This window comes from Actinoplanes awajinensis subsp. mycoplanecinus (assembly GCF_001509495.1).
Taxonomy (GTDB): domain Bacteria; phylum Actinomycetota; class Actinomycetes; order Mycobacteriales; family Micromonosporaceae; genus Actinoplanes; species Actinoplanes palleronii.
This window is the reverse complement of record NZ_LLZH01000289.1, coordinates 61,449-74,401: the sequence shown is the minus strand read 5'-3', so window position 1 is coordinate 74,401 and position 12,953 is coordinate 61,449. Positions and strand designations below refer to the sequence as shown.

The 12,953-nt window shown below is 72.9% G+C and carries 12 protein-coding genes; 5 read left to right on the top strand and 7 right to left on the bottom strand.

The genetic code is table 11. The features are described from left to right. Positions 1 to 1,044: 1,044 nt before the first annotated feature. Together ADL15_RS32270 and ADL15_RS32265 are read right to left on the bottom strand one after the other, a co-directional pair. On the bottom strand, positions 1,045 to 1,923 hold the full coding sequence (locus ADL15_RS32270) for a helix-turn-helix transcriptional regulator (RefSeq protein ID WP_067699065.1): 879 nt from the start codon (positions 1,921 to 1,923) through the stop codon (positions 1,045 to 1,047). A 10-nt stretch (positions 1,924 to 1,933) separates the two neighbouring features. Beyond that, positions 1,934 to 2,491, bottom strand: coding sequence for a DUF2087 domain-containing protein (locus ADL15_RS32265; protein ID WP_067699064.1), 558 nt, complete (start codon positions 2,489 to 2,491; stop codon positions 1,934 to 1,936). A 205-nt stretch (positions 2,492 to 2,696) separates the two neighbouring features. Between ADL15_RS32265 and ADL15_RS32260 the strand changes: the two genes are divergently transcribed. The 3 genes from ADL15_RS32260 (at position 2,697) to ADL15_RS32250 (ending at position 6,446) form a co-directional block, all read left to right on the top strand. Then, positions 2,697 to 3,788 (top strand): lytic polysaccharide monooxygenase auxiliary activity family 9 protein, encoded by a 1,092-nt coding sequence (locus ADL15_RS32260; RefSeq protein ID WP_067699062.1) that lies wholly within the window; start codon positions 2,697 to 2,699, stop codon positions 3,786 to 3,788. 186 nt (positions 3,789 to 3,974) lie between these two features. Further along, positions 3,975 to 5,789 (top strand): putative bifunctional diguanylate cyclase/phosphodiesterase, encoded by a 1,815-nt coding sequence (locus ADL15_RS32255; protein ID WP_083972018.1) that lies wholly within the window; start codon positions 3,975 to 3,977, stop codon positions 5,787 to 5,789. 21 nt (positions 5,790 to 5,810) lie between these two features. Next, complete coding sequence (locus ADL15_RS32250) at positions 5,811 to 6,446, top strand: DUF3159 domain-containing protein (protein ID WP_067699073.1); 636 nt, start codon at positions 5,811 to 5,813, stop codon at positions 6,444 to 6,446. 54 nt (positions 6,447 to 6,500) lie between these two features. On the opposite strand, the gene pcaDC is transcribed toward ADL15_RS32250, so the two are convergent. Genes pcaDC through pcaH form a run of 4 tightly spaced genes read right to left on the bottom strand, consistent with a single transcriptional unit; the run spans position 6,501 to position 10,130 of the window. Then, entirely contained in the window at positions 6,501 to 7,631 is a 1,131-nt protein-coding gene (gene pcaDC / locus ADL15_RS57400; RefSeq protein WP_067699058.1) for a bifunctional 3-oxoadipate enol-lactonase/4-carboxymuconolactone decarboxylase PcaDC, read from the bottom strand. Further along, positions 7,616 to 8,833 carry a lyase family protein gene (locus tag ADL15_RS32240; protein ID WP_067699056.1) on the bottom strand — a complete coding sequence of 406 codons (1,218 nt, stop codon included), beginning with the start codon at positions 8,831 to 8,833 and terminating at the stop codon, positions 7,616 to 7,618. The genes pcaDC and ADL15_RS32240 overlap by 16 nt, the downstream gene beginning before the upstream one ends. Beyond that, positions 8,830 to 9,393, bottom strand: a complete 564-nt coding sequence (pcaG, locus tag ADL15_RS32235) for a protocatechuate 3,4-dioxygenase subunit alpha (RefSeq protein ID WP_067699054.1) — start codon at positions 9,391 to 9,393, stop codon at positions 8,830 to 8,832. The genes ADL15_RS32240 and pcaG overlap by 4 nt, the downstream gene beginning before the upstream one ends. Next, positions 9,390 to 10,130, bottom strand: coding sequence for a protocatechuate 3,4-dioxygenase subunit beta (gene pcaH / locus ADL15_RS32230; RefSeq protein ID WP_067699052.1), 741 nt, complete (start codon positions 10,128 to 10,130; stop codon positions 9,390 to 9,392). Before pcaH ends, pcaG begins: the two co-directional genes overlap by 4 nt. A gap of 68 nt (positions 10,131 to 10,198) precedes the next feature. On the opposite strand from pcaH, the gene ADL15_RS32225 reads away from it, so the two are divergent. Together ADL15_RS32225 and ADL15_RS32220 are read left to right on the top strand one after the other, a co-directional pair. Further along, complete coding sequence (locus ADL15_RS32225; protein WP_067699049.1) at positions 10,199 to 10,957, top strand: IclR family transcriptional regulator; 759 nt, start codon at positions 10,199 to 10,201, stop codon at positions 10,955 to 10,957. Between the two features lie 21 nt (positions 10,958 to 10,978). Further along, positions 10,979 to 12,148 carry a 4-hydroxybenzoate 3-monooxygenase gene (locus ADL15_RS32220; protein ID WP_067699047.1) on the top strand — a complete coding sequence of 390 codons (1,170 nt, stop codon included), beginning with the start codon at positions 10,979 to 10,981 and terminating at the stop codon, positions 12,146 to 12,148. On the opposite strand, the gene ADL15_RS32215 is transcribed toward ADL15_RS32220, so the two are convergent. Continuing rightward, a complete protein-coding gene (locus tag ADL15_RS32215) occupies positions 12,138 to 12,890 on the bottom strand; it encodes a hypothetical protein (RefSeq protein ID WP_067699045.1) in 753 nt (250 codons plus the stop codon). The genes ADL15_RS32220 and ADL15_RS32215 overlap by 11 nt on opposite strands. Positions 12,891 to 12,953 lie beyond the last annotated feature (63 nt).

The window sequence follows — 12,953 nt, the reverse complement described above, 5'->3', positions numbered from 1 at the left end:
GCCCCTTCCGATACGAACAAGGAGTCCCGTCCGCAGGCTACGGGCCACGTCCCGCCCGTGCCCCCGCAAGACCGCAGCCACCCCAGACCGCCCCGCGCCCCCAACCCAGCCCACCCCCGACCCAGCCCTAGCCCGGCCCGGCGCTGACCCCGGGGTGCATAAAGGCCGCGAGGACATAAGGGCCGCGAGAACCAGCCCGAGCCATCCGGCTGGCCCTGGCGGCCGTTAAGAGGCTGCAAAACGGCCACCAGAACCAGCCCGGCATCCCCAGCTGGTCACAGGCGCCCTTATAGGACCGGGATAACGGCCGCCAGGGCCAGCCCGGCATCCCCAGCTGGTCACAGGGGCCCTTATGGGACCGGTATAACGGCCGCCAGGGCCAGCTCGAGCCGCTCGGCTGGGCCTGGCGGCCTTTAAGAGAGCTGCATAACGGCCGCCAGGACCAGCCCAGCGGGCGCGGCTGGGCCTGACGGCCGTTATAGGTCCGGGCAGGAGCCGGCCGGCGGGCTCGGCTGGCGCTGGTGGCGGTAACAGCGCGCCGGATACCACCATGGGCACCAGCTGGCGGTGAGTGGCTGGTGCCCATGGTGGTATCAGGAGGCGGGATACCACCATGGGCACCAGCCAGGGGCTGGAGCGCGGGCGGCTGCTGGCCGGGAGCGTGATCGGGGTGGACCGGAGGGTGGGCGCTGGGCGAAGCGGGCCGGGGCGGACCGCCTGCCGGGAGCGGGGACCACCTGGCGGGATGGCGGGACTGGCTGCGGTCGGGACTGGCGTGGCGGACCGCGACCCGACGGCTCCCCGCCTGGCAAGCAAACCCCAGCCATCCGCGGCCGGGCCCGGACCCTGCACCGCGACCAGGAACTGCCCGCTGGGCGCGATCCGGCGCTCGGCGGCCTGGCTGCCCAGCAGGCGGGGCGTGTCCCACGTCAGAGACGTTGTCCGCGGCCGGGACATGTCCCACAACAGGAACGCGGGCCCGACCGAGGTGTGGTCCGCGACCCGGAGCGTGGTCCGCGGGGCGAGGCATGGTCCGCGGGGCGGTCAGTGGCCGGGTTGACCGGCTGGGGATGGGGTGGAGGTGGTGGTGGGGGTGGCGGACCAGCTGGCCAGGACGCGTAGGGCGTCGGCGGAGGGTGAGTTCGGGTCGGCGGTGTAGGTGACCAGGGTCAGGTCGGCGGTGTCGGCCAGGGACATCGACTCGTGGGACAGGTCCAGGTCGCCGACCTCCGGGTGGCGGAAGCGCTTGACGCCGGCGCCGTGGCGGTACACGTTCTGCTCGGCCCACCAGGTGCGGAACGCGTCGCTGCGCGTCGAGAGTTCGCCGATCAGGCGGATCAGGCGGTCGTCGTCCGGGTGGCGGCCGGCCGCTATCCGCAGGGCGCCGACCGCGTCGCGGGCCACCCGGTCCCACTCCGGGTAGAAGCCGGTGGCCTGGGGTTCGAGGAAGATGAACCGGGCGGTGCTCGGCGGGCGGTGCGGGCTCGCGAAGATCGGCGCGTAGAGCGCGCGGCCGAGCGGGTTGGCGGCGAGGATCTCGAAGCGGTCGTTGCGGACGAACGCCGGGACCTCGGTCATCGCGTCGAGGAGCCGCAGCACGGTGGGCCGGACCTCGGGCGCGGCGGGGCGGCGCGGGCGGCGGGCGACCGGCGTGTGCGCCAGGTCGTAGAGGTGGCGGCGTTCCAGGTCGTCCAGGCGCAGGGCGCGGGCCAGTGCGTCGAGCACGCTGTCCGAGACGCCGGAGAGGTTGCCGCGTTCGAGCCGGGTGTAGTACTCGACGCTCACCCCGGCGAGCACGGCCACCTCACCGCGGCGCAGGCCTGCGACGCGGCGGCTGCCGTACGCGGGAAGGCCCGCCTGTTCCGGGGTGATCCGGGCCCGGCGGGCGGTGAGGAAGTCCCGGACCTCGCTGCGATTCGCCATGCCGTCAAATCTAGGCGGGCAGTTTCCGGGCCGAGCCGTAGGAGGTGCCGGCCCGGTCGCGTTCCAGCCAGCCCGACTCGACGAGCATCCGGCGGACCGCGGCCACGTCGTCGGTGACCGCGGCCAGGCGCCGGTTCACCTCGTCCTCGGTGAGCACGCCCTCGACGGCCAGGAACCGGGCCAGCAGCTCGGCGGTCTGCTGGTACCGCTCGCTCATGGTCGGCGGCAGACTGGTCAGCCGGCCGTGCGCGAAATAGCTCTTGAGCTGGGGATAGTCCCGGAGCAGCGGGGCGATCGGCAGGGTCGCGGTGAGCGCCTGGGCCACCTCGCGCAGCACGTCCGGCTGCGCGCGGTAATACCCGTCGCCGCTGCCGGTGGCCAGTCCGAGCCCGGCCAGGCGGCCCAGCGCCTCACCGGCTTCCGGTTTGGAGATGTCCAGGTGGAAGGACATCTCGGCGAGCGAGGACCCCTCCTTGCCGCGGCGGACCAGCTCGGCGAAGGCGCGCAGGCGGGCGGGGTTGGACAGCTGGGTGAGGAGCTCGGCGGCGCGGGCTGCTTCAGCGGACATCCCCACAACCTAGGAACCCCGGCACGACGAGGCACCCCATTTTTGCGTACGCATTGACTTAACTCGATCGGATTGGCACCCTGGGCGGCACAGCACTGCCGCCGGAGTCACGCGGCACCACGGAAGCCCGGGCAGCTTCCGCCGTCCCCCACAGCCGGCCGTCGCCACGCGCGCACGGCCATCAGCTCAGGAGTGCTGGTTTCGCATGCCCAACGTCGTACCCAAAAAGTTTTTGATCTCTGCTCTGGTGGCCGTGCTGGCCGCTGTTCTCGCCGTGTTCGCGCTGCCCAGCTCGCCCGCAGCGGCGCACGGCAACGTTCTGAGCCCGGCCTCGCGCAACTACGGTTGCTTCGAGCGCTGGGGCGACAAGTTCCAGGCGCCGGAGATGGCGACCGAGGACCCGATGTGTTATCAGGCCTGGCAGGCCGATCCGCAGGCGATGTGGAACTGGAACGGCCTGTACCGCGAGGGCGTCGCCGGTAACCACCAGGGCGCCATCCCGGACGGGCAGCTGTGCAGCGCCGGGAGGACGCAGAACGGCCGGTACGCCGCGATGGACACGATCGGCGACTGGAAGGCGACCACCGTCGCCAACTCGTTCACGCTCGGGCTGTTCGACGGCGCGCGGCACGGCGCGGACTACATCCGGGTGTACGTGACCAAGGCGTCCTACAACCCGGTCACCACCGCGCTGAAGTGGTCGGACCTGGAGCTGGTCAGCACGGTCGGCAACACCCCGGCGGCGCAGTGGACCCAGCAGCTGAGCAACGGCGTGCAGATGGACATCCCGGTGAGCGTGCCGGGGCGGTCCGGCCGGGCCATGGTCTACACCATCTGGCAGGCCAGCCACCTGGACCAGTCCTACTACTTCTGCAGTGACGTGAACTTCGGCGGGGTCAGCTCGCCGACGCCGTCCGCTTCCGTCACGCCCTCCACCTCGCCCTCCACCTCGCCGTCCACGTCGCCCTCCACGTCACCGTCGTCGACACCGCCGGTTCCCTCGGGCGCCTGCAGCGCGGCGGTCTCGGTGGCGTCGCAGTGGTCGGGCGCGTACCAGGCGACGGTGACCGTCACGGCGGGCAGCGCGGCGGTCAAGGGCTGGGCGGTCACGCTCACCTACGGCGCGGCACAGACCGTGCAGCAGTCGTGGAACGCGACCGTGCTGACCAGCGGGAGCCAGATCCAGGCGTCGAACGCGGCCTACAACGGGGCCCTGTCCGCCGGCGGGTCGACCACGTTCGGCTTCATCGCCGGTGGGACGCCCAGCACCCCCGCGGTGACCTGCGCGGCGGTGTGACCCCTCGCGGGGACCGGTGACAATTGCTACAGTCGTGTTAAATGGGAGCGCTCCCATCCGTCCCCTACAACCGTTTCCCCGCGCAGTGCTGTAGTGAATCCCCAGGGTGGGGAACGGGGCCGCCCAGCCTCGTTCCTCACCCACCACTCCCCTCATGTGCCCCTGTGCCGCGCCGATGGGCGGCCCATGACACACCCGCCTGAGCACGTCGTGGTCGAGGCCGATGACCTCGGCCAGGCCGGTGAGAAGCTCGCCGGGCTGCGCGCGGCCGGATTCACCGGCACCGCCGGGGTGCTGCTCACCGAGGACGGCGCCCGGCAGGCCGCCCGGACCGTGCAGCAGCTGCAGACCGCGATCGACAACATCCCCGCGCCGATCTTCAGCAAGGACGCCGACGGGGCTTACGGCGCGTGCAACACGGCCTTCGAGGCGTACGTGGGTGTGCCCCGCGAGCGGATCATCGGGCGCACCGTGCACCAGATCTGGTCACCCGAGATGGCCGACGTGTACGCCGCCGCCGACCAGGCCCTGCTCGACGCGGGCGGCAAACAGGTCTACGAGGCCCAGGTCCGGTACGCCGACGGCACCCTGCACGACGTCACGTTCTACAAGGGCATCCTCACCGACGAGCACGGCGCGGTCCGCGGGCTGGCCGGCGCGATGCTGGACATCACCGAGCGGCGCGCCCTGGAGGACCGGCTCCGGGTCCTCGCCGACACCGACCCGCTCACCGGCGCGGCCAACCGGGCCCTGTTCACCCGGCGGCTCACCGAGGCGGTCGCGCGGGCCGGCACCCAGCCGCCGGCCGTGCTCCTGATCGACCTCGACGACTTCAAGGCGGTGAACGACAGCCTGGGCCACGACGTCGGCGACCAGTTCCTGATCGCGGTGACCGCCCGGCTGCACGACGGGCTGGGCGACGGCGACACCGTGGCCCGGCTCGGCGGCGACGAGTTCGCCGTGCTGCTCGAGGACAGCAGCCGCTGGCAGGTGGCACGCACGGTACGGCGGATCACCGCGGCGCTCGGCCGTGCCGTCGACGCCGGCGGGCACCCGCTCACCCCGCGCGCCAGCATCGGGGTGGCACAGGCCCGTCCCGGCGACAGCGGCGACGACCTGCTGCGGCACGCCGACATCGCGCTGTACGAGGCGAAGGACGGCGGCAAGGGGCGGTACGCGTACCACCGGCCCGGGATGCGGACCCGGGTCGTGGACCAGTCGGCGATGCTCACCGCGCTGCGCCAGGCGCTCACCGCCGGTCGGCTGTCGGTGCACTACCAGCCGATCGTCCGGCTCGACGACGGGCAGGTCAGCGGGGTGGAGGCGCTCGCCCGGTGGCGGGACCCGGCCCGGGGGTGGGTGCCGCCGACCGAGTTCGTACCGGCCGCCGAGCGCGGTGGCCTGATCGCGGCGCTGGGCGAGTGGATGCTCGGCGCCGTCTGCCGCCGCACCGGCCCGCCGGCGACCTACCTCAACACCTCGGCGCACGAGCTGCGCGAGCCCCGGTTCGCCGACCGGGTGGCCGCCGCCCTCGCGACGACCGGCCTGGCGCCGAGCCGGCTGATCATCGAGGTCACCGAGTCGGCAGCGGTCGAGGACGAGACCGTGCTGGCGACCCTGCACCGGGTGCGCGCGCTCGGCGTCCGGATCGCCCTTGACGACTTCGGCACCGGCCGCTCGTCGCTGTCGCTGTTGGTGAACGCGCCGGTGGACGTGATCAAACTGGACCCGGCGTTCACCGCCCGGATCACCGAGGACGGCCGGCACGCCACGGTGGCGCGGGCCGTCGCGCGACTGGCCGGCAGCCTGGGCATCGAGGCCGTCGCCAAGGGGGTGGAGACCGCGGCGCAGGCCCGAGGCGTACGGGAGGCCGGTTTCGGTCTGGCGCAGGGCCTGCACGTCGGTGCGCCGATGCCGGGCGACGATCTGGACGCGTACCTGCGCGACGCGCCGGAACCCCGGTCTGGTTCCGGAACACGACCGGGGGTTAGGCTCGCCTAACTTCGGAACGGGCGGGTGGAGATGGCGCAGCCGGAATCACTGGCGGAATTGCTCAACGGGCGGCGCGCCGCCGTCGACGCGTCGTGGCCGGCCGTCGGCTACCTGGCCGGCTGGCTGCTCTTCCACTCGATCGGGGCGGGTGCGGCCGGCGCGCTGATCTGCGCGCTCGGCGTGGTCGCCTGGCGGCTGCGGCGTGGTGACAAGCCCCGCGCGGTCCTGATCGGTCTGCTCGGCGTGTGCGTCGCCGCGCTGATCGCGCTGCACACCGGCAAGGCCGAGGACTTCTTCCTGCTCCAGCTGCTCAGCAACGGCGCGAGCGTGCTCGTCTGGGTGCTCAGCATCGTGGTCCGCTGGCCGCTGCTCGGCCTGGTGGTCGGCGCGGTCCTGGGTCAGCGGACCCGCTGGCGCCGGGACCCGGAGCTGCTCAAGGCGTACTCCCGGGCCAGCTGGGTCTGGGTGCTGCAGTACGTCATCCGGGTCGCGGTGTTCCTGCCGCTCTACGCCGCCGGCCAGACCGGTGCCCTCGCGGGGGCGCGGATCGTGCTGAGCTGGCCACTGGTCGCGGCGTGCCTGGCGGTCAGCTGGTGGGTCATCCAGCGCACCCTCCCGGCCGGCCACCCGGGCCTGCGCCACCCGGTCGTCGAACAACCCGCCTGACATTACTAGCGCCGACGATACTGTCGCCGCCGATAGTATCGCCGGCGCTACTGATCAGACGTCGGTGAGGGCGGTCTGGGCGATGCGGAAGGCCGTGTTGGCGGCGGGGACGCCGCAGTAGATCGCGGTCTGCAGCAGGACTTCCTGGATCTCCTCGACGGTCAGGCCGTTGGTGCGGGCGGCGCGCACGTGCATGGCCAGCTCCTCGTGGTGGCCGAGAGCGACGAGCGCGGTCAGCGTCACCAGCGAGCGGCTGCGGCGGTCCAGGCCGGGGCGGGTCCAGATCTCGCCCCAGGCGTACCGGGTGATCAGGTCCTGGAAGTCGCGGGTGAAGGCCGTGGTGGCGGCGGTCGCCCGGTCGACGTGGGCCGGGCCGAGGACCTCACGGCGGACCGCGATGCCGGCCGCGCGGGACTCGTCGAAGTGCTGGTCGAGCAGGAACGCCACGACCTCCGGGGACTCGGCCGGCGCCAGGTGGGCGACCTCGTCGAGGACGACCAGGCGGCCGCGCAGCGCGCTGTCCGCGATCAGGCGCAGGCCGTCCGGCGGGGTGGGGCGGTCCTGACCTCCGGCGACGGCGAGCAGGGGCGCGGCGATTTCGGCGAGCCGATCCCGTACGTCAAAATCGGCCAACGCCTCGCACGCCTGCGCATAGCTCTCGTCGTCGGTCGCGCGCAGCGCGCCGAGCAGCGCCTCACCCTCGGCCGGGAAGCGATCCAGGAACCCGGGGGCGAACCAGCGCTCGATCGAGCCGGCCACCACCGCGTCGGTGCCCTTGGCCCGCACCAGCGCGGCCCGCTCGTGCCACAGGTCCGCCTCGCCGATCTTGGCGCCGGTGCAGAGCACGGCCGCGGCGGTGACCCGGGCCGGCGCGTCGAGCAGCAGTTGCAGGCCGATCGCGCCGCCGATCGAGTCGCCCGCGTACAGAAAACTCTCGCCGGGCCGGAGACCGTCGGCCAGGGCGAGCACGCCGCGGGCCAGGTCGGCGATGGTGAACGGGCCGCTCGCCGGTGCGCTGCGGCCGTGACCGGGCAGGTCGAAGCCGACCACGTGGTAGCGGCCGTAGAGCCGGTCGGCACAGCGTGCCCACAGTGTCCCGGCCGAGGTGCCGACGGACGAGCCGAGCAGCAGCAGCGGACGGCCGGGCGCGTCGGTGAAGACGGTCGCGGTCAGTGCAGTTTCCACGGAGTCTCCTTAGCGCGGGCCAGGACCGCGTCGATGATCTCGTCGGTGGCGCCCAGATAGGGTTGGTCCGGCGGCGCTCCCGGGCTGATCGACTGCTGTTCGGCGTCGATGTCCGGCCGGGCGTCGTGCAGGGTGGCCAGCATCCGGCCGGTGTCCACCCGCAAACCGGCCAGCAGCTCGGCGGTCTGCGCGCCGGCCACCACGGTACGACGGGCCAGCGTCCGCAGGGTGGCCCACTCCACGTGCCAGCCGCCGTCCGGGCGCTCGTCGACCGCGGCCGCCGCGCCCGCGTGGACCAGGGCCGCGAACGGCGGGCCGGCCAGCGCCGCCCGTTTGATCAGCACGGCGTGCACCGGGTTCTGCTTGTTCGGCATGGCCGACGAGCCGCCCTTGCCCTCGGCCCCGCCCTCGATCAGCTCGTGCACCTCGGGGCGCGAGCCGACAAGCACGTCGTTGGCGATCCGGCCCCAGGCGTCGGTGCAGGTCACGAACGCGTCGGCGACCCGGGTCAGCGGGGCCCGGCTGGTGTGCCACGGTTCGCGCAGCGGCAGGCCGAGGTGCTCCGCGGTGACCGCGACCAGCGCCCGCGCCCGGCCCGGGTCACCCGCCACCGCGGTCGGCGCGGCCAGGCTGCCGGCCGCGCCACCCACCTGGATCGGCAGCGCCGCCGCGGCGGCGAGCTGCTCGCGGGCGTCGAGGACGCCGGTGAGCCAGCCGGCCGCTTTCAGGCCGAACGTGATCGGGATGGCGTGCTGGGTGAGCGTCCGGCCGGCCATCCGGGTCTCCCGGTGCTCGCCGGCCAGGCGGGCGAGTGTGCCGATCTGGGCGCGCAGGTCGGTGCGGATCCGGGTGACGGCGTCGCGCAGGCACAGGACCAGCGCGGTGTCGACGACGTCCTGGCTGGTCAGGCCCTTGTGCAGCCAGCCGGCCGCGGCGGTGTTGCGGCCGCGCAGGCGGGAGCGGAGCAGCTTGAGCAGCGGGATCAGCGGGTTGCCGCCGGATTCCGCGGCGACGGCCAGGGCCGGATGGTCGTCCGGGGTGATCAGGGCGGCCAGGTCGTCCGGGACGGTGATGTCGGCGAGGCCCTGGGTGGTCAGGGCGGTGAGCCAGGCGTGCTCGACGCGGACCATGGCCGCGATCACGGCCGCGTCGGTGAACAGGTCGCCGGCCCGGTGGTCACCGGGCCAGAGGAGATCGCTCACGCCCAGGCGTCCCGCAGCCGTGGATAGCTGAGGAAGACCGTCTCGTCGTCGCCCTGCAACCGGATGTCGAAGAGCAGCGACTGCTCGGACCGCTCGGTGACCAGCGTGGCGCGGCGTTCCGGGCCGAGCGCGGACAGCAGCGGGTCGGCTGCCAGCGCGTCCGCGTCGTCTGGCAGGTACGCCCGGGTGAAGAGCCGGTCGAGCAGCCCCCGGGCGAACACGGTCACCGCGAAGAACGCCGGCTTCCCGGCCTCGGTCGGCGCCGGCTCCAGCGTCGCGAACGAGTAGAACCCGTCCGGGTCGGTGGCGGCCCGCCCCCACCCGGTGAACGTCCACCCGTCGCGCCGCAGCGAGCCCGGCCGGCGCACCACGTGCCCCTGCGGGTCGGCCTGCCAGATCTCGATCACCGCGTCCGGCACCGGGGCGCCCGCGCCGTCGGTGACCCGGCCGTGCAGCCGGACCGCGCGCGGATGCGCCGGCGGCACCAGCTCGTTCATCTGCGGGTACGCCAGACCGAGGTGGAAGAAGGGGCCGACGGTCTGGCCCGGAACCGCGCTCATGAGTCGTTGTCCTCGGTGTCGAGCGGAGTGCGGTGGGTGCCGGTGAGCACGATGTCCCAACGGTATCCGGTGTTCCACTCCGGGGTGGTGAGGTCGTGGTCGTACTGGGCGATCAGCAGCTCCCGGGACTTCGGGTCGGTGATCGACTGGTAGATCGGGTCGTAGGGGAAGAGCGGGTCGCCCGGGAAGTACATCTGGGTGATCAGGCGCTGGGTGAAGTCGGACCCGAAGAGCGAGAAGTGGATGTGCGCGGGCCGCCACGCGTTCAGGTGGTTGCGCCACGGGTACGGGCCCGGCTTGATGGTCTGGAACCGGTACGTCCCGTCCGGCCCGGTCAGCATCCGGCCCACCCCGGTGAAGTTCGGGTCGTGCGGCGCCGGGTGCTGGTCCCGCTGGTGCCGGTAGCGGCCGGCCGCGTTCGCCTGCCACACCTCGACGAGCTGGTTCGCCACCGGGCGGCCGTCGCCGTTGAGTACCCGGCCGGTGACCACGATCCGCTCGCCGAGCGGGGTGCCGGCGTGCTGGATGGTCAGGTCGGCCTCGTCGTCGGCGACGTCGCGGTGCCCGAAGGCCGGCGCCCACAGCTCGACCGACTCCGGGTCGATCAGCTGGAGCGGCTGCTTGGGGTGCCGCAGGGCGCTGCTGCGATACGGCGGATAGTCGATCTTCGGCTGCGGGCCGCCCGGCTGCTGCGCGGCCGCGGCGATCTCCTGGTTGATGTCCGACTGCGTGTTCACCCTCGGGACGCTAGGCGCTCGGCCGCCCGACGGCGATACAGTTCTTCCACTGAGCGGAAAGGAGCAGGATGGCGAAGAGCGTGACGGCCCGCGCGCTCGACCTCCTGGGCGCGTTCGACGCGGAGCACCGCGCCCTCACCCTCAGCGAGCTGGCCCGCCGCTCCGGCACCCCGCTCGCCACCACCCACCGGCTGGTCGGCGAGCTGCGGGAGTGGGGCGCCCTGGCCCGCGAGCCGACCGGCGAGTACGTGATCGGCCGCCGGATCTGGCAGCTCGGCCTGCTCGCCCCGGTGCAGACCGGCCTGCGCACCGCGGCCAGCCCGTTCCTGCACGACCTCTACGGCGCCACCCTGGCCACCGTGCACCTGGCCGTCCGGGACGGCATGGAGGTGCTCTACATCGACCGGCTGGCCGGGCACGTGTCGGTGCCGGTGATCAGCAAGATCGGCTCGCGGCTGCCGCTGCACGCCACCGGGGTCGGGAAGGTGCTGCTGGCGTACGCGCCGGAAGAGGTGCGGACGGCCGCGCTGGGCCGGCTGAGCCGGGTCACCGCGTACACGATCACGCAGCCGGCCCGGGTGCTGGAGCAGCTGCGCCGGGTCCGCGCCGAGGGGTACGCGACGACCGGCGAGGAGATGACCCTGGGCGCGTGCTCGGTGGCCGTGCCGGTGCGCAACGGCGACGAGGTGGTGGCGGCGCTCGGGATCGTGGTGCCCGACCTGCGCCGGCAGCTGCCCCGGCTGGTGTCCGCGCTGCAGGTGGCCGCGCAGGGGATCGGCCGGACGCTGGCTTCCGTTCAGTGGAAACAGGGCCTTGCCCGCGGCTGACCGCCGGGGCAGGTTGAAGGCATGCGTACCCAGGTCGCCATCATCGGCGCAGGCCCGGCCGGCCTCCTCCTGTCCCATCTGCTCGCCCAGGGCGGCGTCGACTCCGTGGTCCTGGAGACCCGCTCGGAGGAGTATGTGGCGGCCCGGATCCGGGCCGGCATCCTCGAGCACTCCAGCGTCGAGCTGCTCGAGTCGGCCGGGCTGGGCGCCCGGCTGCGCGCCGAGGGCGACGAGCACCGCGGCATCCATCTCCAGTGGCCGGGCGAGCGCAAGCACCTCGACTTCGTCGACCTGACCGGGCGCAGCGTCTGGGTCTACGGCCAGACCGAGGTGCAGAAGGACCTGATCGCGGCCCGTCGCGCCGCCGGCCAGGAGATCCACTACGAGGTCGGCGACGTCGCCCTGCACGACGTGACGTCCGACCGGCCCTCCGTGACGTTTCTCGACAAGAGCGGGCACGAACAACGGCTGGACGCCGCGGTGATCGCCGGTTGTGACGGTTCGTTCGGGCCGTCCCGGGCGGCGGTGCCGGCTGCCACCGCGTACGAAAAGGTCTATCCCTATTCCTGGTTCGGCATCCTGGCCGACGTCGCTCCCTCGACCGACGAATTGATCTATGCCTGGCACCCGGACGGCTTCGCCCTGCACTCGATGCGCTCGGCCACCGTGAGCCGCCTCTACCTGCAGGTGCCCAACGGCACCGACCCGGCGTCCTGGTCCGACGACCGGATCTGGGACGCGCTCGCCACCCGGCTCGGGCACGGGCAGGACGGCTGGAAACTGAACCCCGGGCCGATCACCGACAAGAGCGTGCTGCCGATGCGCAGCTACGTGCAGACCCCGATGCGGCACGGCAACCTGTTCCTGGCCGGCGACGCCGCGCACATCGTGCCGCCGACCGGCGCCAAGGGCCTCAACCTGGCGATCGCCGACGTGGCGCTGCTCAGCAAGGCCCTGGTCGCACGGGTGAAGGAGCGTAACGACACGCTCGCCGACGCGTATTCGGACGCGGCGCAGCGACGGGTCTGGCGGTGCACGCACTTCTCCTGGTGGATGACCACCATGCTGCACACCTCGGGTGACCCGTTCGACGCCGAGCTGCAGCTGTCCCAGCTGCGGTGGGTGGCCTCCAGCCAGGCCGGCGCGACCGGCCTCGCGGAGAACTACGCCGGACTGCCGATCAGCTACTGAGCAGCCCGTCGATCGCCGAACCGATCGGTGCCGGGATCGGGAACCGGTCGCCGAGCCAGTCCAGGATCGCCCGGGCCGCCGCGACGTTGCCGCGGTAGCCCGGGACCATCGCCGCGAGCGGCAGAACCTGCGGCGGATAGGTCCGCTCGACGCGCCGGCTTGAATCAAAGGCATCACGGTACGGCGGTTCGCCCTCGCTGAGCCGCAACAGCGCGATCACCCGATCGACCGCGTGGCCCTGGATGAACCGGGCCGCGCTCAGGTGCTCGCCGCGCAACTCCCGGTGCAGTCCCACGTAGAGGTTGGTGAGCGCCTCGTTGAGGTGGTACTCGACGGTGTCGTACGGCGTGCGGGGCACCGGGGCGTCCGACTCGGTCAGGCCGGGCGGGGCGTCCGCGCGGCGCCACACCACCCGCGCGCCGCGGAACGGGACGCGGTGCACCTCGGCGACGGTGAACACGGCGTACTCCACGAAGATGCCGTCCGCGTAGAGCGCCTTCCGGCCGTGCCGCTCGTTCGCGAAGCTGTAGACCACCGGGCAGGGCACCGCCAGCCAGTCCGTCGCGGTCGCGTACCGGGTGGTCGCGCCGTCCTCGACGATCAGGAAGAAGTCCAGGTCGGAGTGGTCGTCCAGCCGGCCCCGCTGTGCGCCGGCCGAGCCGAGGCCGAGCAGCGCGACGGTGTCGGCACGGGTGGCCAGGTGGGCGGCGAGATCGTCCAGACGCTGCAGCATCGGATGCATGCGGCTCCCTCGGGTCGAAACCGATATCGGTGGATCCCCTAGGAGCATCACGGATCCGCGCGG